This is a genomic window from Streptomyces sennicomposti (genome assembly GCF_019890635.1).
In the GTDB taxonomy this organism is placed as follows: Bacteria; Actinomycetota; Actinomycetes; order Streptomycetales; family Streptomycetaceae; genus Streptomyces; species Streptomyces sennicomposti.
This window is the reverse complement of record NZ_JAIOAB010000050.1, coordinates 1-22,025: the sequence shown is the minus strand read 5'-3', so window position 1 is coordinate 22,025 and position 22,025 is coordinate 1. Positions and strand designations below refer to the sequence as shown.

Genomic DNA, 22,025 nt, shown 5'->3' with positions numbered 1-22,025 from the left:
GGGGACTCCTGAACCTCGCCTGATGCGTGGGGGCACCGCCGAGCACCGGAGAGGGCTCTCCCGGGACGGTAACCAGTCGCCGTGACCACGTCAATCCTGCGGGCGGCCGATCGGCCGACTCGTCCGGTGCGGGGCTGGTGACGTCCGCTCCGATCTCACGGAATCAGGGATTCGCTATGGTCTTCAGCCGCGGCTCGCCTTCACATCACGCACCTGCAGCCGCGGAACAACGGGGAGGAACAGGGATGGGCTACACGATCCCGGGCTGGCTGGACGAGGTTCTCGACTTCATCGGGATCAACTTCCCGAATGTGGACGAGGACGACTACCGCGAAATGGCCGACGCCATGCGGGAGTTCGCCGACACGTTCGAGGGCCACGGCGGGGACGCGCACCTCGCGGTCAGCCGGATCCTCTCCTCCTCCGAAGGCTGGGCGGTCGACGCCTTCGAGAAGCACTGGAACCAGGTCAAGGCCGGCCATCTGGAGAAACTCCCCGAACTGGCGCGGCTGTTCGCGAACGCCTGCGACGCGCTCGCCGAGATCGTCTTCTGGATGAAGACCAAGGCCGAGGCCGAACTCACCGTCATGGCGGGGTCGGTGGGCCTGTCGATCGGTCTGGCCTGGGTGACCGGCGGTCTGTCGGCGGTCCTGGGCGCGGCCGAGATCCAGGCGATGCGGCAGGTGGTCAAGCGGATCATCGACGAGGCCGTGGACCGGATCGTCGACGAGGTGATCGCCAAGCTGACCGAGCCGGTCAACGCCAAACTGGAGGCGATGGTCGAGGACATGGTGCTCGATCTGGCCGACGGCGCGTTCCACATGCCGCCCGGCGACGGCGGCGGCGGCAAGCACGGCGGCGGGATGCACCTCGCCTCGGCCGGAAGCGGGACCGCAACCGGTGACGGGGGTGCGCAGAAGCGCACCCACATCGACCACGTCGAGTTCGAGGACGGCGCGGGCAAGGTCTCCCGGCACGGGACCGAACTGCACACGGCCGCCTCCGACCCGCTCGGCCGGGTCAAGGGCGCGTTCGGCCGGAGCAAGGGCCGCGACCCGTTCACGCAGGTCTTCGACAGCGTGCTGCACGGCGCGATCAAGGGCTCGGAGAAGGCCCTGGGGAAGATCGCGAAGCGCATCACGGAGACCGTGCCGGACCGGGCGCGGGCGACCTCCCGTCTCCACAAGGGCAAGGACCACTCCGTGCGGAGCATGGTGGACGCCATCGACGGCGGGGGGAAGAAGCACGGCGGCCCCGGCGACGGGCGCCCCCGCCTGGACAGCGCGACGAAGCGCAGGCCGGACTCCCTCGACGACGTGATCGCGCGGGCGCGGGAGAAGTCGGTTCCCCTGACCCGGCGCAGGTGCAAGACCGACCCGGTCGACGTCGCGAGCGGTGAGATGGTGCTGTCGCAGACCGATCTCGCCCTGCCGGGCCTGCTTCCGCTGGTGCTGCGCCGCACGCACATATCCGGCTACCACTACGGGCACTGTTTCGGGCCGAGTTGGGCGTCCACCCTGGACGAGCGTCTGGAACTCCTGGGCGAGGGCGCGGTCTGGGCCCGCGAGGACGGCTCCCTCCTGGTCTACCCCCGAGTGCCGGTCTCCGCCGACGACCGGGTCGAACCGGTCGAGGGCGCACGTGTGCCGCTCACCTACGTCGAGCGCACCGCCCTCGGCGAGATCGTCTACGCGGCCACCGACCCGCACTCCGGCCGAATACACCGGTTCACCGGCAGTCCCTACACCTCGGGCAGTCTCCACTGGCTCAGCGAGATCGAGGACCGCAACGGCAACACCGTACAGATCGTGCGGGACGACGAGGGGCTGCCCAGCGCGGTCCTGCACGACGGCGGCTACGACGTCCGGGTGTCCTGCGACCCGGCCGGCCACCATGTGACGGCCCTCCGGCTGCGCACCACGGCGGGTTTCACCGACATCGCCTCGTTCGTGTACACGGACCGGAATCTGGACGAGGTGACGTCCTACGCCGACAGCGTCGGGCTGCGCTTCACCTACGACGACCAGCGCCGTGTCACGTCGTGGACCGACCGCAACGGTCACACCTATCGGTACGTGTACGACGCGGCGGGCCGGGTCGTGGAGACCATCGGCCCCGACGGGGCGCTGTCCTCCCGTTTCACGTACGACACCGAGGAGCGCACCACCTGCTTCACGGACTCGACGGGCGCGGTCACCGTCACCCGGTTCAACGCGCTCGGCCAGATCCTCTCCGAGACCAATCCGCTCGGCCACACCGTGCACTTCCGCTGGGACCGGCACGACAACCTGCTGGAGCGCACCGATCAGCTGGGCCATCGCGCCGAGTTCACGTGGGACGACCGCGGCAACCTGACCGCCGTCCGGTTCCCGGACGGCAGCCGGTCCACCACCCGTTACAACGACCTCGATCTGCCGGTCGAGGTGACCGAGGCCGACGGCACGATCTGGCGGCAGAGCTACGACGAGCGGGGCAACCGCACCCGGATCACCGCGCCGGACGGCACCGAGACGCACTTCGCCTACGACGCGCGCGGTGCGCTGCTCTCCCTGACCGATCCGACGGGCGCGACCGAGCACCTCACCCACGACGCGGCGGGCCTGGTCCTCTCCCGCACCGACGCCCTCGGCCACACCGCGTCGGTCGAGCGCGACGCCTTCGGCCGCCCGGTGCGCGCCGTCGCCCCGGGCGGCGCGACAACGGTTCTGGAGTGGCTGCCCCAGGGCTGGCTCAGCCGACGCGTGGCGCCCGACGGCACCGAGGAGCGCTGGACCTGGGACGCGGAGGGCAACTGCACCTCGCACACCGGTCCCACGGGCGCCGTCACCCGCTTCGAGTACACGCACTTCGACCGGCTCGCCGCCCGTACCGGCGCGGACGGCGCCCGCCACTCGTTCGCCTACGACACCGAGCTGCGTCTCACTGAAGTCGTCAACCCTCACGGTTTGAAGTGGAGTTACTCCTATGACGCGGCGGGCAACCTGATCCGCGAATCCGACTTCGACGGACGAACGGTCGCCTACGAGTACGACCCGATGGGCCGGCCCGTCGCCCGCACGACACCCCTCGGCGACCGCATCACCAGCGAGTACGACGTGATGAGCCGGGTCGTCGCGAAGGAGGTGGCGGGGCGGCGTACGCACTACACGTATGACGCGGCCGGTCGCGTCGCCGCCGTGACCTCGCCCACCTCCGGCATCTCCCTGGAGCGCGACGTGATCGGCCGGGTCGTCGCCGAGACCGTCGACGGCCGCACCACCCGCTTCGCCTACGACGCCGCGGGACGGCGTACCGCCCGCATCACCCCGACCGGCGCCGTGGCGCGCTCCGCCTACGACGAGGTGGGCAACCGCACCGCCCTGCGGAGCGACGGACACACCCTGACCTTCGCCCATGACTCCTGGGGGAAGGAGGTGGCCCGCAGCTTCGGTCCGGCGGGGGCGCCCGTGACGCTCCACTCGCGGTGGAACGCCATGGGACGGCTGACCTCGCAGTCGCTGACCGCGGGCGACCGGGCCCTGCGCGCCCGCGCCTACGGCTACCGGGCCGACGGCCACCTGGAGCACATCGCCGACGAACTGCACGGCGCCAGAAAGGACTTCGAGCTGGACCCGGTGGGCCGCCCGCTGCGGGTCACGGCCGAGAACTGGACGGAGTCCTACGCCTACGACGCGGCCGGGAACGAGATCAGGGCCGACTGGCCGGACCGGGCCGCACGCACGGAGGGCCGGGGGGACCGTTCCGTCCAGGGCACCCGGGTCCTGAGCGCAGGACGTATACGCTACGAGTACGACGCCGCGGGCCGTACCGTCATGCGGCAGAAGACTCGGCTGTCGAAGAAGCCGGACACCTGGCGTTACACCTGGGACGAGGAGAACCGCCTCGTCGCCTGCACCACCCCCGACGGGACCCGGTGGACCTACTCCTACGACCCTTTGGGGCGGCGCACGGCCAAACACCGGATGAGCGCCGACGGACGCACCGTCCTGCGGTCGGTCCACTTCACGTGGGACGGCACCCGGCTGTCCGAGCAGACGGACACGGCCCATCACGTCACCACGACCTGGGACTACGAAGGGCATCGCCCGCTGACCCAGCTCGAACGCCGCACCGAGCCCGGCCGCGCCCCCCAGGACGTGGTGGACGCGCGGTTCTTCGCGATCGTCACCGACCTGGTCGGCGCGCCCACCGAACTCGTCGACGAGCAGGGCGAGATCGCCTGGCACAGCCGGTCCACGGTATGGGGCGCCACGAGCTGGAACCGCGACGCGGCGGCGTACACCCCGCTGCGCCTGCCGGGGCAGTACGACGACGCCGAGACCGGCTTCTACTACAACTACCAGCGGCACTACGACCCGGACACCGCCCGCTACGCCAGCCCCGATCCCCTCGGACTCGGCCCGGCCCCCAACCCGGTCGCCTACGTGACCAATCCGTACACCCTGATGGACCCCGAGGGGCTCATCGCCAAGGGCTGTACGGAGAACGGGGGTTGGTACAGCGGCCTGAAGCCCGCCAACCTCCTGGACGAGAACAAGGACCGGATCAACCCCGTCGACCAGGAGATCAACCACATTCCGGCGAAGGCGTCCTACTCACACCTGGACATGCCCGGCTTCCGGACGAACAAGAACGGCGGCGGCGCCGGCATGGGCCCCGCGATCCGGATGGACGCGGAGGACCACCGTGACCTCACGAGCACGGGCTCCAGCCACGAGAGCGAGCAGTGGCGGGCGAAACAGCGCGCCCTGATCGACGCCGGACGCTGGGACCAGGCCATGAAGATGGACATCGACGAGATCCGGGAGCTGTACGGCGACAAGTACGACACGCACATCAAGGACATGGTCGACAGTCTCAAGAACAACCGGAAGTTCCAGGCCATGCTGGAGAAGAAGGGCTGGGCGATAGACTACGACCTGCTCAAGTGACGTCGGCCGACGAGAGGTGAGGACGGCTATGGATCTGGTTCTCGACCCGCCCCGCGGAGTCGCCCCGATCCTGCTGGGCATGACGCTCGACGAAGCGCTCGCCGCGGTACCCGAGGACTGGGGCGAGCCGCGGGTGCTGCGCCGCCCGAGCCGCAACTCGGCGAAGGCGTCGTGGAACCTCGACCACGTCGGCGTCCAGGCCCTGGCCGAGGGCGGCACGCACGTCACCGCGGTCGAACTGTGGTGGCCCGGCGAAGGACGCACCTCCCGCACGCGCGTCCTGCTGGACGGCGACGAGGTCTTCACCACCCCGGCGGCGGTCCTCTTCCAGCGGGCCGGCGAGCGCGGCTGGAGGGTCGACACGTCGCAGCCCGAGTACCCGGTGATCCCCGGGGTGTCGCTCGGCTTCACCCGGCAGACCTCGCAAGAGGTCGAGCGAGACCCCGATGGCCTGCCCACGTACGTCACCTCGGTCCTGGTGGCTGGCAAGGACTACTACGACTACCGCTACCAGAACCACTCCTGACGCCGCCCAGCCGGCCCTTCGACCGCGAGCGCCTGGGGAGTCGTACCGGAAGGAACGGCGGCAGCACACCGGCGCACACGCCGCCCGCCACGGCTCCCATCGGCTTGCCGCAACGGCTCCGGCCGGCTTTCCGCCACGGGTTCGGCCGGCTTTCCGGCACCGCCGCGGGCGGCTTCCCGCCACCGCTGCGGGGCGGCCCGACCGGATTCTTCTGGCCGTCAGGAAGCGGCCGCACCGTCCAGCTTTCCGGCCTTCGCCTCCTCCAGCAGGGAGGCGAACTGGTCGGCGCTCATCTGGACGCGTTGCCCGAAGTCGTCCGTGAGCACGACACGGCGTTCCGCGGGTGCGCTCGGGTCGACGAACAACTGCGGGCAGCCGCAGTTGCAGTTTCCGCAGAAGGTGGCCAGGGGTTCCAGACCGGCGGTCGAGTCCATCGCTGTCGCCTTTCGCCAGAGGTTCGCCAGAGGGGGGTGGCCGAGACATACCCCCCACCGCACGAGGGCACGCACCGGCGTACGGGACGACCGAGGCACGGCCCGGAGTGCTCATGCGCCGTTTCGCCCCGGGTGCTCCGACCGCCACCCCAGGGGCGGGAACTCGGTGGCGGGCTGGGACGACTACCTGAGGAGGCGCAGGTCGGACGCGCGCCGTCCCTCGCCCTGCTGAGCCGTCCCAGCCGCACCGGCATCCGCGAACCGGCGAGGGCGCGGGGTACTCGGACCGAGGGCGCGGTGTACTCGGAGGGACAGCATGCCCCCTGTGCCCGGGACAGGTGTGTGCTCCCGGCGGCACGGTCCGGTCCGGTCCGGTCCGGATACCGTGCCGTACCGCCGGATGGAGTCACCGGCGGCGCTCAAGGCGCCGCCCGGGCGTCAGGCAGCCGGCACGCTCGCCGCCTCGGCTTCCCGCAGCAGCCGTTCCAGGACCGCGCGGGCGCGGGACACCCGGGAGCGGACCGTGCCGACCGGGCAGCCGACGCATCCGGCCGCCTCCTCGTAGGACAACCCGACGACCTGGGTCAGCAGGAACGCCACTCGGCGCTCGCCGGACAGGTTCCCCACGAGATCGAGCAGCGCCACGCCCTCCTCGAAGCCCGGCAGGCCGTGCGGCCGGCTGTTCTCCACCGCCGTGCGCCAGTCGACGGCGTCCGCGGTCCGGGGGCGGGTCGCGGCACGGCGGATGCTGTCGGCGACGGCACGGCGGGCGATGGCCAGCAGCCAGGTGCGGGCCGAGGCCCGGCCCTCGTAGCGGTGCAGGCTGCCGAACGCCCGTACGAACGTGTCCTGGGTCAGGTCATGGGCGGCCTGGGGGTCGCCACTGAGGTAAGTGACGTACCGCAGCACGTCACCGTGGAGGGCGCGGACGAAGTGGTCGGCCGCGTCGGGGTCGCCGCCGCGGGCGGCCAGCGCCCAGGCGGTCGCCGACAGGTCCACGGAGGCGCGATCCTCCCGTGTAGCGGACATGACAGAGTTCATGGCGTGCTGTCCTTCTCCGGTCTTCCGGGGACACACCCGCACAGGGGCATGACTCACCGGCGCATGGGGGTGCGCCCGTGCGCAGGGGCAGGGCGATGCCCGGAGCCCGCCGGAAACGCCGCGCCCGCAGCGGCGCGTGGCCGCGCAGGGTGAGACGCCCCGCCGACGCGTCCGCGTGTGCGACACACGAGAACACCGCCGGGCGAGCGGAGCGGGGGCTCCGGTGGATCCGGCTGTCTCAGCGGACAGCGGCACCCGCGGGCGGTCCCCGGAAGGTGAGGGAGCAGCACAGAAGCAGACGCACGGGGACCGGAGCGGCGTCGGCACGGCGCCTGTGCACCCTCGGCCGCCGGAAGGGCGTGGGCAGGGCCGCCAGCAATCGCAGCGGCGCCGCCAGCCGGGCCGCCGTCGCCCGCAGGACGCGGAAGACGGCTCGCTCGCCGTGGGCCAGCCACAGACCGCACAGGATCGCGGCCAGGAGGTGCACGGCGAACATGCCCAGCGACGCCGCACCGCTCAAGCCGGCCATGTCATGCGCCCCGTGCAGGCCGTGCATATGGCCGAGACCGGCCATGCCGTGGACCGCAGGGGCGGCGGCCCCCCTCTCCATCCCGCCCATGGACCCCATGCCCACGGTCCCCGTGCCCATGGACCCCATGCCCGCGGACCCCATGTCCATCGCGTCCAGGCCCGCCGACGCACCGGCGCGGGCCGGGGCGGCAGACTCGCACGCCGAGGACTGCGCCAGCGCGAAGGTCTCGTGGAGCACCGCTTGAGCGGCCGTCACGACGGAGACGACGAGGGCGCGTCCGCGCTCCCGCCCGGCCATCAGCCAGCCCGCCGCGCCGGTCCCGGCGGCTCCCGCGGCCATCGCCCACCAGGGGACGGCGGTCCCCGCCATGGTCGCGTGGCCGAGGGCGGCGAGCAGCACGCAGACGGCGGCGAACACGCCGGCCCGCACACTGCGGCACCACCCACGGACAGTCATGGCCCGCCCATCCTCGCACCCGGATACGTGATCCCCGCCGGAAGGCGCGTACGCGCCCCCTTCCTCCGCTCCTCCGCCTCACCGATGACGAGGCGACGCACCCCACGCCCGGAAGGGGACCTGCCCACACCCCCCTATCGATAATGGAAATCATTGTCGTATGCTGACCGCATGGCTCGCACCGAACTGCGCCCGGTCATCAAGCTCCGCTCCACCGCCGGGACCGGCTACACCTACGTGACCCGCAAGAACCGCCGGAACGACCCGGACCGGCTCACCCTGCGGAAGTTCGACCCCGTCGCCCGACGCCACGTCGCGTTCCGCGAGGAGCGCTGACGGCGCCGGCCCTCCCCCGACGCCCGCCCGCCCCTCACCCCTCCCCCCTCCCCCGTCATCCCTCGCCCTTCACCCATCACCCATCACCCCGACCCAGGGAACAGGACCCATGAAGCCCGGAATCCACCCCGCCTACCGCCCGGTCGTCTTCCGTGACAAGGCCGGCGACTTCGCCTTCCTGACCCGTTCGACGATGACCAGCGACAAGACCGTCGTATGGGAGGACGGCCACACCTACCCGGTGGTCGACGTCGAGATCTCCTCGGCGAGCCACCCCTTCTACACCGGCACCGCCCGCGTGCTGGACACCGCCGGCCGCGTCGAGCGCTTCGAGCGCCGCTACGGACGGGACGGGGGCCGCCGATGACCCTCGACGGGCCGATGCCCGTGGTGATCGTCGGCGGACTGCACGCCGACGCCCGCCGCGCCATGGTCGAACGGCTGCTGCGCGAGACGCCCGGCAGTGTCGCCCTGCACCACGACCTGTCCACCGCCCCGACGGGCACCGTGCGCCGCAGCGTCCGCGACACCACGGGTGAAACCTCCTTCGGCGAGACGCCGTTGGTCAACGACTGCGCCTGCTGCGCCCTGCGCGAGGACCTCGTCCCCGAACTGCGACGGCTGGCCGTCGGCGGCCTCACCCGTCTCGCGGTCGTGGAGCTCTGGGACTCCGTGGAACCCCGCGGCATGGCCGAGGTCGTCGCCGCCCACGGCGGCGGCGGCTTCCGGCTCACCAACGTGGTGACCGCGGTGGACCCCGCGCTGGTCCTGCCCTTCCTGTCCGACGGCGACGACCTCGCGGAGGTCTCACTCGCCGCGGCCGCGACGGACCAGCGCACCGTGGGCGACACCTTCGCCCGGCAACTGGAGTACGCCCCCGTCCTCGCCGTGGCCGACAACCCCGACGCCGGGCCCGACGACCTCGCGCTCCTGCGGCAGCTGCATCCCACGGCACATCAGATCCCGATCAAGAACGGGCAGTTGGGCGATATCGCGGCCGCCGGGTTCGACGTGGCAGCGGCGGCGGCCGCGCAGCACCCGGCCTGCGCCCGGCTCCCCCACGACTGCGACGAGGACGGGGTCGGCACGCTGGTCTGGCGGCGCCGCCGCCCCTTCCACGCCGGCCGCCTCTACGAGGCGCTGGAGGACCTGTGCTGCGCGGCGGCCCGCAGCCGGGGGAGGTTCTGGCTGGCGGACCGGCCCGACAGCCTGCTCGCCTGGGACGCCGCCGGGGGCGCGCTGTGCATGGAGAGCGCCGGGCCGTGGATGGCCGCTCTCCCGGACGCCGCCTGGGAGTTGATGCCCGCCGAACGCCGGACGGCGGCCGCGCTGGACTGGCACCCGGAGCACGGCGACCGCTGCCAGCACCTCGTCTTCACCTCCCCCGGCCTGGACCGCGCGGGGCTGCTCGCCCTGCTCGACTCCTGTCTGCTCACCGACGACGAACTGGCCTGCGGACCCGCCGCGTTGCCCCGGCCCACGGGCTTCGACCAGCTGCTCGACTCCGTCGCCTGACCGTCCCGCCGCACGCCCCCGCCGCACGCCTCCAACGCCCGACTCCTCCCGCCTCACCCCTCCTCGCCCGACTCCTCCCGCCCCACCGCCCCGTCTCACGACCAAGGAGAACTCCGTGCCCCGCCCCACCAAAGCCACCCTCGCGCGCAAGAACCGCCCGAACCCGCTCGACGCGGCCGGCATCACGTACATCGACTACAAGGACACCGAGCTGCTGCGGAAGTTCATCTCCGACCGCGGCAAGATCCGCAGCCGCCGGGTCACCCGGATCAGCCGGCGGCAGCAGCGGCAGCTCGCCGCGGCCGTCAAGAACGCCCGCGAGATGGCCCTGTTGCCCTACTCCAGCCGCTGACCCCGGCCACACCGCCCATCCCCCCTTCCTGAACCGCCGACCGGAGGAACGCCATGGCCGTCCCCAAGCGCAAGATGTCCCGCAGCAACACCCGCCACCGCCGCGCCCAGTGGCGGGCGAGCACCCCGCCGCTCGTCCCCGTCACCCTCGAAGGGGTCACCCACCTGGTCCCCCAGCACCTGAGGCGGGCCTACGAGCGCGGCCTCCTCCGCCCGGAGGACTGAGGCGACATGCCGCACGACCGCCTGCCGGTGACCGTCCTCTCCGGTTTCCTCGGAGCGGGCAAGACCACGTTGCTCAACCACCTGCTGTCCAACCGCGAGGGACTGCGCGTCGCCGTCATCGTGAACGACATGAGCGAGATCAACATCGACGCCGCACTGGTGCGCGGCGGCGGGGCCGCCCTCTCCCGCACGGAGGAACGGCTGGTCGAGATGACCAACGGATGCATCTGCTGCACGCTCCGCGACGATCTCCTCGAAGAGGTGGACCGCCTCGCCCGGGAGGGTCGCTTCGACTACCTCCTGATCGAGTCCAGCGGCATCTCCGAGCCCATGCCGGTGGCCGCCACCTTCGCCTTCGCACGCGACGACGGGACGACGCTCGGCGACCTCACCCGGCTCGACACCATGGTCACGGTCGTGGACGCGGCCAACTTCCTCAGGGAGCTGGGGGACGGCGACGAGCTGACCGAGCGCGGCCTCGCGCCCTTCGAGGACGACGAACGCACCGTGAGCGATCTGCTGATCGACCAGGTCGAGTTCGCCGATGTGATCGTGCTGAACAAGCTCGATCTCGTCGACGACGAGTCGGCCGAGCGCCTGCGCTCCATCCTGACCCGGCTCAACCCGGGCGCACGCCTCCTGGACAGCGTCCGGGGGCGGGTACGCGCCGCCGACGTGCTCGGCACCGGCCTCTTCGACGTGGAACAGGCGCAGCAGGCCCCCGGCTGGGTGCGCGAACTCAACGGCGAGCACGTCCCGGAGACCGAGGAGTACGGGATCTCGTCCACCCTGTTCCGCGCCGACCGGCCCTTCCACCCGGGCCGTCTGTGGCGGCTGGTCACCGAGCGGCTCGACAGCGGTGAGTTCGGGACGATCCTGCGCAGCAAGGGCTTCTTCACGCTCGCCGGCCGCGCCGGGGTGACGGGGCTGTGGTCCCAGGCGGGTTGTGTGGCCCGTTTCGAGCCGGCCGGGGTCGGCGACGCCGAAGCGCCGGAACAGCACGCTCAGGAACTGGTGTTCATCGGGACCGGACTGGAGCCGACGGCCCTGCGCTCGGCCCTGGAGGACTGCCTCCTGGACGGCGACTGGACCGGCGGCGACGATCCCTTCCCCGCCTGGGACGTCCCCGCGGCCCACGAGATGTGCGACCACGAGCAGCACGGCGCGGCGCTGCCCGTCTGAAGCCCCGGGCCGGGTGGCGGTCGCGGCCACGGCGCCACCCGGTCCGGTCGAGCCCGGTACCGGCGTCCTTCACCGGGGAGGTGACCATGCGCGGCTTCCCTCGGGGGAACCAGCGCTCGACGCGACAGCGCCGCGAACTCCTGAACCTGTTCCAGGCGTGCGAGGACTTCGTCTCCGCCCGGTCCCTGCACGCGACCGCCGAGTCCGCCGGCGTCACGATCGGACTCACCACCGTCTACCGCACGCTGCGCATGCTCGAAGCCGACGGCGGCGCGGACGTGATCCGCGACCTCAACGGGGAGCGGCTGTACCGGCCGCGCCCGGCCGAGGGGCATCGGCACTACGTCGTGTGCCGGGAGTGCGGGCTGAGCCGCGCGGTGGAGGCGGAACAGGTCGAACGCTGGGCGCGGGACGTCGCGGCGACCACGGGTTTCACCAGTGTCCAGCACGTCGTGGAGCTGACCGGCGTCTGCCGGGACTGCGGCGAGGCCCGGATATAGTTCTGACATTCATTTTCATCTACAGTGGGCGGTAGGCCGGTGAGCTGCTCACACGCCGTTGCTCTCGCGCGCGCTCATTCACCCACCGCCCATCACATACCCACGTACCTCTATGGAGGATCCATGTCCACGCCACTCCCCCGTTCCCTCGCTCTCATATCCGCGGTGGCCGCCGCCACGCTGCTGGCCGGCTGCGGCGGTTCGTCCGGCTCGGGCGACGACGGAAAGGCGGCGGAGAAGACGGGATCCGCCGCCTCCACGGGCTCCGCCGCCGCGAAGATTCCCGTCGTCGCGTCGACGAACGTGTGGGGCGACATCGCGCAGCAGGTGGGCGGCGACAAGGTGACGGTGACGTCGATCATCACCAACCCCGATCAGGACCCGCACTCCTTCGAGGCGAGCACACGCAACCAGCTGACGCTCTCCAAGGCCAGGCTCGTCATCGAGAACGGCGGCGGTTACGACGACTTCGTCTCCCGGATGACCAAGAGCAACCCCTCCGCGGCGAAGATCGACGCGGTCGAGGTCTCCGGCCACAAGGCCCCGGCCGGCGGCGAGTTGAACGAGCACGTCTGGTACGACTTCTCCAGCGTCGAGAAGGTGGCCGACCGCATCGCCGAGGAGCTGGGCAAGGTGTCCCCCGAGGATGCCGCGACCTTCGAGAAGAACGCCGAGACGTTCACGGCGAAGCTCCAACCGCTGACGGCGAAGGAAGCCGACATCAAGAAGAACCACGCCGGTGACGGTGTGGCCATCACCGAGCCCGTCCCGCTGTACATGACGGAGGCCGCCGGGCTGGAGAACAAGACGCCCGAGGAGTTCAGCGAGGCGATCGAGGAGGGCGACGACGTCTCGCCGCAGGTCCTGCGGACGACGCTCGGCCTTTTCTCCTCCCACCAGGTCAAGGTGCTCGTCTACAACGAGCAGACCGCCGGGGCCCAGACGCAGAAGGTCCTGGACGCCGCGAAGAAGGCGGGTGTGCCGGTGGTCCCCGTCACCGAGACCCTGCCCGCGGGCAAGGACTACCTGTCCTGGATGACGGCGAACGTCGACGCCCTCGCCGGCGCACTGGACAAGTAGGCGCCGGATCATGCCGGAACAGGCCGATGAGCGCGGCACGGCGGCGCGCGGCGCGTCGTCCGCCGTGGAACCCGTGATCCGCGCGGAGAAGGCGGCGCTCGCGTACGGCGCCCGGACGGTGTGGCAGGACCTCGAACTCGAGGTGGGAGCCGGGGAGTTCCTGGCGGTCCTCGGACCGAACGGGTCCGGGAAGACCAGCTTCATGAAGGCCCTGCTCGGCCGAGTGCCGCTGTCGTCCGGGCGATTGAGCGTGCTGGGCCGCCCACCGGGGAGGGCGGGCCGCCGGCTCGGCTACATTCCCCAGCAGTCCACCCTGGCCGGCCAGGCAGCGCTGCGTGCCCGCGACCTCGTCCGGCTGGGCATCGACGGGCACCGCTTCGGCCTGGGCCTGCCGAACCGGTCGGCGGGCCGGCGCGTGGACGAGATCCTCGCCGCCGTGGGCGCGGCGGAGTACGCGGATGTGCCCCTCGACCTGCTCTCCGGGGGCGAGCAGCAGCGGGTCCGGGTCGGACAGGCGCTCGCCGCGGATCCGCGACTCCTGCTGTGCGACGAGCCGTTGCTCTCCCTCGACCTGCGCCATCAGCGCGCGGTGACGGAACTCGTCGACTCCCGCCGCCGCTCCCACGGCACGGCGGTGGTCTTCGTGACGCACGAGATCAACCCGGTGCTCGGCATGGCCGACCGGGTCCTCTACCTCGCCCGGGGACGCCACCGGGTCGGAACGCCGGACGAGGTGCTGACCTCGCAGTCCCTGTCCGAGCTCTACGGCACGCAGGTCGACGTGTTGAGGGTGCGGGGAAGGGTGGTCGTGGTCGGCGCCCCCGACGAGCCGTCCGAACCGCACCGTCCCGCACCGCAGCCACACGCCGCACACCCCGGCGCGCGAGGAGAGCAACGCAGCACGCGGCGGGGAACACCGCGAGGAAAGCAAGGAGCGCGCACATGACGTCCGCCGACGGCATAGGGCAGCAGGTCTTCACCTTCGACGACTACGGCGCCCTGCTGGATCTGGTGCACAACTCGCTGATCGTCGGCGCCGCGCTCGGTCTGGTGGGGGGACTGGCGGGGGTGTTCGTGATCCTGCGCGACCTCCCGTTCGCGGTGCACGGCATCAGTGAACTGTCCTTCGCCGGGGCGTCCGCCGCGCTGCTCTTCGGCATGAACGTGGTCGCGGGCTCGGTCATCGGTTCCCTGGTCGCCGCCGGCGTCATCGGCGTACTGGGGGCGAAGGCGCGGCACCGGAACTCCGTGATCGGCATCCTCATGCCGTTCGGACTGGGCCTGGGCGTGCTCTTCCTCGCCCTCTACAAGGGCCGGGCGGCGAACAAGTTCGGCCTGCTCACCGGCCAGATCGTGGCGGTGGACGCGCCGCAGACGGCGGTCCTGCTGAGCATGTCGGCGGTCGTCCTCGTCGCCCTGGTCGTGATGTGGCGTCCCCTGGTGTTCGCCAGCACCGACCCGGAGGTCGCCCGCACCCGCGGCGTGCCGGTCCGCGGTCTGTCCCTGGCGTTCATGCTGGTCCTCGGCCTGAGCATCGCCCTGTCCGTGCAGGTGGTCGGGGCGCTGCTCGTCCTCACGCTGGTCGTCACCCCGGCCGCCGCGGCGGCGCGGGTCACGGCCTCCCCCGTCCTGCTGCCCGTGCTGAGCGTGGTGCTGGCCGTCGTCTCGATGGAAGGGGGCATCCTGCTCGCCCTCGGGAGCGACATCCCCATCAGCCCCTACGTGACCACCCTGTCCTTCACCCTGTACGGGATCTGCGCCGCGATCGGCGCGGTACGGCGCAGGAACTGGGGACGCACCGCCGCGAGGACGGACGCGGGATCCGCCGATACGGCCCGCGAGGTGACCGCGGCCGCCTCCTGAATGACGGGGACGCGGGATGCTGCGCGGCGGTGGCGGCGGTGCGCTTCGGCGACGGTGACGCCGCCGCCGCTCGTGAGCAGGCCAGGCTGCCTTCGGCCGGCAGCGGGACAGCCGGGAACTCTTCGACCGGGCGCATCTCGGACCGGGAGGACGTCTTCACCGTCCCCGCGACCAGGTCAGCTTCGCGCGCCCCCCGTGGCGGCCGGGGCGTCGGGAGCGGGAGTGATCCGGTCCCTGACCAGCTGGATGAACTGTCGGGCGAAGGAGTTCCGGTAGAAATCCCGCACGGCGATCTTCGGCGCACCGAGCTCCTTGACCTCGGCCAGTACGCGGACGACCAGGAGCGAGTTTCCGCCCAGCGAGAAGAAGTTGTCCTCCGGGCCCACCCGTGTGCCCAGGTGCCGGCTCCAGATGTCCAGCATGTCACGCTCCAGCCGGTCGGCGGAGTCGGTCTCCACCGGCTCCGGGGACTCCGCCTCCGCCGCGGCCGGCCGGGCGGCAGTCGGCGCGGGGAGCCGTGCGACGTCGACCTTCCCGTTGATCGTCAAAGGAATGGCATCGACCTCTGTGACCGTCGCCGGGACCATGTAGTCGGGCAGGAGCCGCCTGGCGTGCTCCGCGACCATGGCCACGGTCGCGTCCCCCTTGAGCACGACGTAGGCGTCCAGCCGGTCGACCGCTCGGTCGCCACTCTCGTCGCGGTGGACGACGACGGTCGCCCCGGAGACCGACGGTGCTCCGAGCAGGACGTTGCGGATCTCGTCCGGCTCGATCCGGTACCCGCGGATCTTCACCTGGCTGTCGATCCTGCCCAGGTGTTCCAGGGACCCGTCGGGCCTCATGCGGCCCTTGTCGCCACTGCGGTAGATCCGCTCACCGGTCACCGGGTCGACGACGAAACGGCGCGCCGTGAGGTCCGGCTGCCCCTGGTAGTGACGGGCGACTCCCGCCCCGCCGACCCAGATCTCGCCCGCCGCTCCCACCGGCAGAACCTCTCCTCGCGGTCCGCGTACGGACACCGACCAGCCGGGGAGCGCCGGGCCCACCGACCGGTCCCCCCGCAGAGCCGCCTGAGGCGTCACGGTCTGCGCCGTCACGTGCACGGTGGTCTCCGTGATTCCGAACATGTTGACCAGACGGCACTCCGCCTGCGGGTGGCGGGCGAACCAGGGCAGCAGCTCACGGGCGTCCAGCGGCTCACCGCCGAAGACCACCAGGCGCACCGCCAGCTCGGCGGGCGATTCCCGGTCCTGTGCGACGAGAGGCAGGAAGGCGGAGGGCGTCTGGTTGAGCACGGTGACGCCTCGTTCGGCGAGCAGCGCGTGGAACTCCCCCGTGTCCCGCGTGATCCAGAAGGGCACCACCACCAGCTGCCCTCCGGTCAGCAGGCAGCCCCAGATCTCCCAGACGGAGAAGTCGAACGCGCTGGAGTGGAACATCGTCCAGACGTCGTCCGCGCCGAGCCCGAAGTCCTCGGCGGTGCCGTCGACCAGGGCCAGCACGTTGCGGTGCGGGACGACGACGCCCTTGGGCCGCCCCGTCGATCCGGATGTGTAGATGACGTAGGCGGGGTCGTTCTCGTCGCAGGATGGGGTCCGGCCGCTGGAGACGCGCCGCTCGCCGAGCCGGAGCAGTTCCTCGGGCGGCACGGACCGAACGCCCTCGACGACCGGGAACACGTCGGCGGCGGCGACCACGACGCGCACCCCGGCGCTGCCGACCGTGTGACGCAGGCGCTCGTGCGGGTACTCGACGTCCATGGGTACGTAGGCGCAGCCGGACTTGAGTATCGCGAGCAAGGTGACGACGAGGGTCGCGTCGCGCTCCAGGCACACGCCGACCATGCTCCCCGGCGCCGCCCCCGAGGAGCGCAGCCCCTCGGCCATGAGTGCGGCTTGCTCGTCGAGTTGCCGATAGGTCAGGGTGCGGGTGCCGTCCGTGACGGCGACCGCGTCCGGATCGCGGCGTACCAGGTCCTCGAAGCGCTCGTGGACGGTCGAACCGGCCGTGGGGGACGCGGTGGCCGCAGGAGTCGCTCCCCGGCGCACGATGTCCGCGGCGCGGTCGGCCGGCATCAGGGGGACGGCCGACAGCGGCAGTTCTTCCCCGGCCTCACCCGGCTCCGCCAACCACTGGGCGACGTAGGCCACTTGCTCGGCGAAGGCCCGCGCGATCCGCGCGTCGATCACGCCCTCGTCGTACCAGCAGGCGCCGCTCCAGGACCGGTCCGGGCGCTGCTCGGCCTGGAGCGTGAGAGGGAAGACGGGCGCGAGGCAGGGGTGGTACCGCCGTGCGTCGTCCCACTCGCCGAAGACCATGCCCACACGAATCGCGGGACCGCCCCCGGGTTCTGTCGCCGGTTCACCGGCCGGCTCCGGTGTCTCGGGCCCACCGGCGAGGAATGCGGCGACGGACATGGTCTCGTCGTACGTGAGGACATACTCGGACAGCGCGTGCGGTCCTGCCGCGTCGGGGTCGAGCAGAGCGATCCGCGGTGTCTCCTCGGCGTCGTACCGGGCCAGGACGATGGCGGCTGCGGCAGTCAACAGCTCCCGGCTCACCGGGTTTTCGCTGACCGGCGTGGAGAATCGGGCCGCGCCGACGAGACCGCGGCGCGCGAGGTCGCCGAGGCCCCACTCGGGCGCCACGAGCGGGGCGGCTCTCGTCCCGCTCGTTTCCCGCGCGATGCCGTGCCGGCCTGCCCGGGGCGGGGAGCCGCCGGTGAGGAACCCGGCCAAGTCGCTCAGTGCCGCCCGGGACAGGGCGTCACGGGCGGCGACCAGCACCAGGTCGGCGGCGTCGTCCGTATGCCGCACGAGCGTGACGCGCAGCCGCGGACCGGAGGTGGCGCGCAGCGGCCGGCGGGCTTCCTGTTCCGCGTACCGCCGCGCCCCCGGCGTCGTTGAGCGTTCCCGGGTGCGCCGCTCCCACAGCACGCCTTCGGCCCGTTCACCGATCTGTTCCAACCGTCGCCGAAGCTCACTGCCGCTGGGCGGCCGCGGGCAGCTGACCGTCAGACTGTGGCACATGGCGGCCTGCTCGGGGCACTGGAACGGCGCGGACCAGTGGGCTGTCGCCATGGGATGACTCCTGTCGAAGCGCCAAGAAGGGTGCGGGGGACACGGCCGGTCAGCGCGCGGTGAAGCCCCCGTCGACGGTCAGTACGCTGCCGGTCACGCGAGAGGAATCGTCACCGGCGAGCCAGAGGGCGGCGCCGGCGATGTCGGAGGGAGCGATGAGCGAGTTCATCGGCTGCGCCTGGACGAAGACCCTCTCGTGGTCTTCGACGGCCACGTCCAGGGAGCGGGCGATCTCGGACAGCATCCGGCCGTCGACCGCCGGGTCGTCCGCGACGGAGCCGGGGCAGAGGGCGTTGACCCGGACCTGGTGCGGTCCGTAGTCGAGAGCCGCGGCCTTGGTCAGCCCTATCAGCCCGTGCTTGGCGGCGACATACCCCGCGAAGTGCCGGTAGCCGACGAGACCGGCGGTGGAGGAGACGTTGATGACGCTGCCTCGCCGCTGAGCGATCATCGTCGGCGCCACGGCCTTGATCATGCGCCATGCGCCGGAGAGGTCGACATCGATCATCAGACGCCACTCGTCCTCGGTGATCTCGTGGACGGCCTTTCCCGAAGGGGCGGCGATCCCCGCGTTGTTGACGAGGACATCGATACGGCCGAAGCGGTCGAGCGCCTTCTCGACGGCCGGCGTGACATCGCCGCGTACGTCGAGGGGCTCCGCCAGCACCGCCGCGCCGCGCTCCTCGGAGAGCTTGGCGGTGTGCGTGAGCTGACCGCGCGTCGACAGGGGGTAGGGGACGCCCTCGATGTCCTCGCCCACGTCGAGCAGGACGAGGTCGGCTCCCTCTTCCGCGAACCGCAGCGCGCAGGCGCGTCCCAGGCCACGGCCCGCGCCGGTGATCACCACGGTCCTGCCCGCCAGGGCCGCACCCGCCGCACTTCTCCTGTCGCGCGTCATGTGCGGGCGCCTCGCGCCGCGGCGGTGATGACGGCGAGCAGTTCCTGTTCCCTGTCGGTCAGATACATGTGTCCGCCCGGGAGTTCCTTCAGCTCGAACGGCCCCGTGGTGACCGTCTCCCAGGTCGCGCACTGCGCCCGGCTCACCAGGGCGTCGTCCGTCCCGCGCAGGGCGGTGACGGGCAGCGTCAACGGCTCGTCCGAGACGGGTCGGTACTCCTCGTGCAGGGCCACGTCCGCCCGCAGCAACGGAAGCAGCACCTCCCGCAGGTCGGGGTCGTCGAGTGCCGCGTGCCGGTACCCGGCGAGTTCCGCGACCCGCTCCACGAAGGTGTCGTCGTCCAGTTCCGCGGTCCGCCCGGTGCGACCGGTCCGGGGGCCGGGGGACCCGCTCACGAAGAGGTGCTCCAGAGCGGTGAAGCCCCGCGCCTGGAGTTCACGGGCCGTCTCGTAGGCGAGGACGGCGCCGAGACTGTGCCCGAAGAGCACTGCTCGTTCCGCCCCGCCGGCCAGGCGGAGCGCGGCCCCGGCGAGGTCCTCGGCCGCCTGTGCGGCGTCCTTGTACGGGTCCTCCAGGAAGCGTTCCTCCCGGCCCGGCATCTGCAAGGGGACGATCCGAAGACCCTGCTCACCGCCGTCCGGCCAGGCCCGGTAGAAGCCGGCGCCGCTCCCGGCGAAGGGTACGCACAACAATGACAGGGTCATTTATCATCCTCGTACTCGGAATGCCGTTCGCCCGACAGCGCCTTCACCGTCATGGACACCGGATACTTCACGGCGAATCCATGCGAGGACGCCGAAGGCATGTGCCTTGGTCTGGTTCCTGGGCCTGACCGACGGCGAGCGACGGCATTCGCCACGACTCGCTCTCAGGACGGTACCGGCGGCCACCGCACGTCGGGAAGGCGGCCAGGAGGTCTCCCGACGTGCGACGGCGCCGTCGCCTCAGGACCCGCCGGCGGCCCGCCGCAGTATCTCCGTCGCCCAGGTCTCGACCGGCGCGCCTTCCTTCCTGGCAGCGGTCTGGATCTGGGCCAGGATTTCGGCCGGGAGTTCGATGTGCAGCAGGCCCGCTTCGGGCGAGGGGCCGGCGTCGCGCCGGTCCGCACCCGAGCCGGATCCGGCCGCGGCGGGTCCGACCCGCTCCGCAGCCGAACCGGCCCCGGCGGGAACGGCTCTGTCCTGACCGGCGCGGCTCTCGGGCTCGGTCACCTCGCCCTGCCGCGCGCGGAGGCTGCTGCGGACCTCCCCGCGCAGCTTGTTCCTGCTCCAGCCCATCGCTTCCGCTTTCCTCAGCCAGTAGTCCTGTTCCGGCTGATCGAGCGCCACCACTTCCAGGTGATGGCTGAAGCTCAGATTCTGCCGCCTGCGGGTCAGCGGGAACTTGCGCGCGACCCACGTGTAGTTACGAAGCGTCTGATAGCTGAGCGACGTCCGCTTGACGGCTTCGTGGTAACGGTCCTGGAACTCGGATTCACCATAGACCAGCCAGTCGGCGACCCACCAGGTGGAAGAGTCCGCGAAAGAGAGCAGTCCGGTCCCGACTTGCTCCCACATATTGAGGCTCTGCCTGCTTGTGAACGACAAGCCGGACTTGTGGAACTGCACGCCCATGCTCAGCAGCTGTCCCGCAGTGCTTGCGGTTGCGACATTCCGCGCGGTTGTCTCGTTTGTCCTCTTTGTTAGGATAGCAGTGCGCAAAGATCCCCCGTTGGTTGATGCTTTCGCATGTATTGGCCCACCGTAACAGTTGGACGTCATCCAGGACGTAATTGTGCGCGATAGGCATGGCCGCCCGCTACGGCACGGAGACGGGCCGACTGCGGCCCGCACTCGCATATCGCAACCCGCTCACGAGCGCGAGAGACTCACGCGGATCACGGAGCCGATCACGGATAAGAGATCAGTAAAATCCCTCCGCCGCCTACTCGCCCATTTGCGTCACCCATTTCCGCACTGTCCTGTGCCGTCACGCACTGCCCTGCGCCGCCTCGTGCCGCCCGTCGGACAATCCGCCACGTTCCCGGCCGATCGGTGCGAGACCGCGTCTGCGTCCTGGAGATGTCTCGCCGGCGAGACACGTGAGCGGAGCGGGTGAGACCGTCTGACACAGGCTCGAACGATTGCGTTGATCGAGCCTGAAAATAAGGTGTTACCGAAGGGTCGGCCGATCGACAGGGGGAGGGCCTCCGTGCCCCGAATACGTCACGCACATGGGCTGGATATGCCGGATCTCGAGGGTGACGGTCTCGCGGGCAATAGTCATTCGCGTATGGTTCCCGCCTCGTCACCGCAGCGCAGGATGTACTTCTCCTCGGTGCTGCGGCCGAACGACGCGTCTGACGTCTGGAGGCCGGTTCTCACCGTCGCCGGGGATCTCTCGACAGACAGGCTGGAGCGCGCGCTTCAGGTGCTGCGCAGCAGGCACGAGGCGCTTCGCACCACATTCCTGGAGCGCGGCGGCGAAGTCTTCCAATGGGTGCACGACGAGGACGGCGACGCCACGCGGCCGGCCCTGATCGACCTCGTGGAGGCCGAGGGCGACTCGCGGGACGAGCGCCGGGCGTGGGCGGACGCCGAGGCCAGGAGGCTCGTCGACCTCCCGTTCGACATTGCGTCGGGTCCGCTCTGGCGAACGTCGGTGATACGGATATCGCCGAGCCTCCACCTGCTGGTCTTCACGTTCCACCACATCATCACGGACGAGATCTCCGGGAAGGTGTTCGCCGAAGAACTGGGTCTCGCCTACGCGGACCCGCACGCGCCCGCCTTCGCGGTGCCGGCCGCGCAGTACGCCGACTTCTGCCTGACGGAGAACGCCTCCGAGGTGGATGAGGCCGCCCTGGATCACTGGCGTGGCCGGCTGGCGGGCATGCAGCCCGCCTCGATGCCCGAGGACGGAGAGGACGTCCCGGGCAGAATGATCGGATCGAGGTTGCCGATCGCCGTCCCGCAGAATGCGATGGCAGAATTCGAAGAGTTCTGCCGGGCTCGCTCGGTGACCCCGTTCGCCGGTCTGCTGTCCGTATACTTCATTCTGCTGCACCGCTGGGCGGGAACGAGCGACATATCGGTC

At 71.1% G+C, this 22,025-nt stretch carries 20 protein-coding genes; 13 read left to right on the top strand and 7 right to left on the bottom strand.

Annotated features, from left to right (window positions below; all coding sequences use genetic code 11):
• Positions 1–245 precede the first annotated feature (245 nt).
• Both K7787_RS23855 and K7787_RS23850 read left to right on the top strand, forming a co-directional pair.
• Positions 246–4,931 (top strand): DUF6531 domain-containing protein, encoded by a 4,686-nt coding sequence (locus tag K7787_RS23855; protein WP_223002885.1) that lies wholly within the window; start codon positions 246–248, stop codon positions 4,929–4,931.
• 28 nt (positions 4,932–4,959) lie between these two features.
• Positions 4,960–5,457 carry a hypothetical protein gene (locus tag K7787_RS23850; RefSeq protein WP_169437045.1) on the top strand — a complete coding sequence of 166 codons (498 nt, stop codon included), beginning with the start codon at positions 4,960–4,962 and terminating at the stop codon, positions 5,455–5,457.
• A gap of 218 nt (positions 5,458–5,675) precedes the next feature.
• Here the strand turns inward: K7787_RS23850 and K7787_RS23845 are convergent, their stop codons facing one another.
• The 3 genes from K7787_RS23845 to K7787_RS23835 form a co-directional block, all read right to left on the bottom strand.
• Positions 5,676–5,891: a hypothetical protein gene (locus K7787_RS23845; RefSeq protein WP_019981964.1), complete on the bottom strand. Its 216-nt coding sequence runs from the start codon at positions 5,889–5,891 to the stop codon at positions 5,676–5,678.
• Between the two features lie 438 nt (positions 5,892–6,329).
• Positions 6,330–6,920 (bottom strand): sigma-70 family RNA polymerase sigma factor, encoded by a 591-nt coding sequence (locus K7787_RS23840; RefSeq protein ID WP_247721233.1) that lies wholly within the window; start codon positions 6,918–6,920, stop codon positions 6,330–6,332.
• 250 nt (positions 6,921–7,170) lie between these two features.
• A complete protein-coding gene (locus tag K7787_RS23835; protein ID WP_223002883.1) occupies positions 7,171–7,920 on the bottom strand; it encodes a hypothetical protein in 750 nt (249 codons plus the stop codon).
• A 171-nt stretch (positions 7,921–8,091) separates the two neighbouring features.
• On the opposite strand from K7787_RS23835, the gene rpmG reads away from it, so the two are divergent.
• The 10 genes from rpmG to K7787_RS23785 all read left to right on the top strand — a co-directional run bounded on the left by rpmG (position 8,092) and on the right by K7787_RS23785 (position 14,972).
• On the top strand, positions 8,092–8,256 hold the full coding sequence (rpmG, locus tag K7787_RS23830; protein ID WP_223002882.1) for a 50S ribosomal protein L33: 165 nt from the start codon (positions 8,092–8,094) through the stop codon (positions 8,254–8,256).
• Positions 8,257–8,365: 109 nt separating this feature from the next.
• Positions 8,366–8,623 (top strand): type B 50S ribosomal protein L31, encoded by a 258-nt coding sequence (locus tag K7787_RS23825; RefSeq protein WP_009192347.1) that lies wholly within the window; start codon positions 8,366–8,368, stop codon positions 8,621–8,623.
• Positions 8,620–9,771, top strand: a complete 1,152-nt coding sequence (locus K7787_RS23820) for a GTP-binding protein (RefSeq protein ID WP_223002881.1) — start codon at positions 8,620–8,622, stop codon at positions 9,769–9,771. The genes K7787_RS23825 and K7787_RS23820 overlap by 4 nt, the downstream gene beginning before the upstream one ends.
• Before the next feature lie 115 nt (positions 9,772–9,886).
• Complete coding sequence (rpsR, locus tag K7787_RS23815; RefSeq protein ID WP_009192349.1) at positions 9,887–10,123, top strand: 30S ribosomal protein S18; 237 nt, start codon at positions 9,887–9,889, stop codon at positions 10,121–10,123.
• Between the two features lie 53 nt (positions 10,124–10,176).
• Entirely contained in the window at positions 10,177–10,347 is a 171-nt protein-coding gene (rpmF, locus tag K7787_RS23810) for a 50S ribosomal protein L32 (RefSeq protein ID WP_019981959.1), read from the top strand.
• A 6-nt stretch (positions 10,348–10,353) separates the two neighbouring features.
• On the top strand, positions 10,354–11,529 hold the full coding sequence (locus K7787_RS23805) for a GTP-binding protein (RefSeq protein ID WP_164390431.1): 1,176 nt from the start codon (positions 10,354–10,356) through the stop codon (positions 11,527–11,529).
• 86 nt (positions 11,530–11,615) lie between these two features.
• Positions 11,616–12,029, top strand: coding sequence for a Fur family transcriptional regulator (locus K7787_RS23800; protein WP_223002880.1), 414 nt, complete (start codon positions 11,616–11,618; stop codon positions 12,027–12,029).
• Positions 12,030–12,152: 123 nt separating this feature from the next.
• Positions 12,153–13,109: a metal ABC transporter solute-binding protein, Zn/Mn family gene (locus K7787_RS23795; protein WP_223002879.1), complete on the top strand. Its 957-nt coding sequence runs from the start codon at positions 12,153–12,155 to the stop codon at positions 13,107–13,109.
• A gap of 10 nt (positions 13,110–13,119) precedes the next feature.
• On the top strand, positions 13,120–14,055 hold the full coding sequence (locus tag K7787_RS23790; RefSeq protein ID WP_203622125.1) for a metal ABC transporter ATP-binding protein: 936 nt from the start codon (positions 13,120–13,122) through the stop codon (positions 14,053–14,055).
• Positions 14,052–14,972, top strand: coding sequence for a metal ABC transporter permease (locus tag K7787_RS23785; RefSeq protein WP_223002878.1), 921 nt, complete (start codon positions 14,052–14,054; stop codon positions 14,970–14,972). The genes K7787_RS23790 and K7787_RS23785 overlap by 4 nt, the downstream gene beginning before the upstream one ends.
• Positions 14,973–15,148: 176 nt before the next feature.
• Here K7787_RS23785 and K7787_RS23780 read toward each other — a convergent pair whose 3' ends face one another.
• The 4 genes from K7787_RS23780 to K7787_RS23765 form a co-directional block, all read right to left on the bottom strand.
• A complete protein-coding gene (locus K7787_RS23780) occupies positions 15,149–18,052 on the bottom strand; it encodes an amino acid adenylation domain-containing protein (RefSeq protein ID WP_247721232.1) in 2,904 nt (967 codons plus the stop codon).
• 49 nt (positions 18,053–18,101) lie between these two features.
• On the bottom strand, positions 18,102–18,950 hold the full coding sequence (locus K7787_RS23775; protein WP_164390438.1) for a mycofactocin-coupled SDR family oxidoreductase: 849 nt from the start codon (positions 18,948–18,950) through the stop codon (positions 18,102–18,104).
• Positions 18,947–19,654, bottom strand: a complete 708-nt coding sequence (locus tag K7787_RS23770) for a thioesterase II family protein (RefSeq protein ID WP_009192357.1) — start codon at positions 19,652–19,654, stop codon at positions 18,947–18,949. The genes K7787_RS23775 and K7787_RS23770 overlap by 4 nt, the downstream gene beginning before the upstream one ends.
• Before the next feature lie 240 nt (positions 19,655–19,894).
• Positions 19,895–20,563, bottom strand: a complete 669-nt coding sequence (locus K7787_RS23765; RefSeq protein ID WP_043262129.1) for an LmbU family transcriptional regulator — start codon at positions 20,561–20,563, stop codon at positions 19,895–19,897.
• A 610-nt stretch (positions 20,564–21,173) separates the two neighbouring features.
• On the opposite strand from K7787_RS23765, the gene K7787_RS23760 reads away from it, so the two are divergent.
• Positions 21,174–22,025, top strand: an 852-nt coding sequence (locus tag K7787_RS23760) for a condensation domain-containing protein (protein WP_247721231.1), incomplete at its 3' end; no start/stop codon positions are given.

Excerpts from the sequence above, each read along its gene's own strand:
- K7787_RS23855 (WP_223002885.1), top strand. The coding sequence starts at position 246 with ATGGGCTACACGATCCCGGGCTGGCTGGACGAGGTTCTCGACTTCATC.
- K7787_RS23850 (WP_169437045.1), top strand. The coding sequence starts at position 4,960 with ATGGATCTGGTTCTCGACCCGCCCCGCGGAGTCGCCCCGATCCTGCTG.
- K7787_RS23775 (WP_164390438.1), bottom strand. The coding sequence starts at position 18,950 with ATGACGCGCGACAGGAGAAGTGCGGCGGGTGCGGCCCTGGCGGGCAGG.
- rpmF (WP_019981959.1), top strand. The coding sequence starts at position 10,177 with ATGGCCGTCCCCAAGCGCAAGATGTCCCGCAGCAACACCCGCCACCGC.
- K7787_RS23840 (WP_247721233.1), bottom strand. The coding sequence starts at position 6,920 with ATGTCCGCTACACGGGAGGATCGCGCCTCCGTGGACCTGTCGGCGACC.
- K7787_RS23785 (WP_223002878.1), top strand. The coding sequence starts at position 14,052 with ATGACGTCCGCCGACGGCATAGGGCAGCAGGTCTTCACCTTCGACGAC.
- K7787_RS23845 (WP_019981964.1), bottom strand. The coding sequence starts at position 5,891 with ATGGACTCGACCGCCGGTCTGGAACCCCTGGCCACCTTCTGCGGAAAC.
- K7787_RS23805 (WP_164390431.1), top strand. The coding sequence starts at position 10,354 with ATGCCGCACGACCGCCTGCCGGTGACCGTCCTCTCCGGTTTCCTCGGA.
- K7787_RS23800 (WP_223002880.1), top strand. The coding sequence starts at position 11,616 with ATGCGCGGCTTCCCTCGGGGGAACCAGCGCTCGACGCGACAGCGCCGC.
- K7787_RS23825 (WP_009192347.1), top strand. The coding sequence starts at position 8,366 with ATGAAGCCCGGAATCCACCCCGCCTACCGCCCGGTCGTCTTCCGTGAC.
- K7787_RS23820 (WP_223002881.1), top strand. The coding sequence starts at position 8,620 with ATGACCCTCGACGGGCCGATGCCCGTGGTGATCGTCGGCGGACTGCAC.
- K7787_RS23835 (WP_223002883.1), bottom strand. The coding sequence starts at position 7,920 with ATGACTGTCCGTGGGTGGTGCCGCAGTGTGCGGGCCGGCGTGTTCGCC.
- K7787_RS23770 (WP_009192357.1), bottom strand. The coding sequence starts at position 19,654 with ATGACCCTGTCATTGTTGTGCGTACCCTTCGCCGGGAGCGGCGCCGGC.
- rpmG (WP_223002882.1), top strand. The coding sequence starts at position 8,092 with ATGGCTCGCACCGAACTGCGCCCGGTCATCAAGCTCCGCTCCACCGCC.
- K7787_RS23795 (WP_223002879.1), top strand. The coding sequence starts at position 12,153 with ATGTCCACGCCACTCCCCCGTTCCCTCGCTCTCATATCCGCGGTGGCC.
- K7787_RS23790 (WP_203622125.1), top strand. The coding sequence starts at position 13,120 with ATGCCGGAACAGGCCGATGAGCGCGGCACGGCGGCGCGCGGCGCGTCG.
- K7787_RS23780 (WP_247721232.1), bottom strand. The coding sequence starts at position 18,052 with ATGGCGACAGCCCACTGGTCCGCGCCGTTCCAGTGCCCCGAGCAGGCC.
- K7787_RS23765 (WP_043262129.1), bottom strand. The coding sequence starts at position 20,563 with ATGGGCGTGCAGTTCCACAAGTCCGGCTTGTCGTTCACAAGCAGGCAG.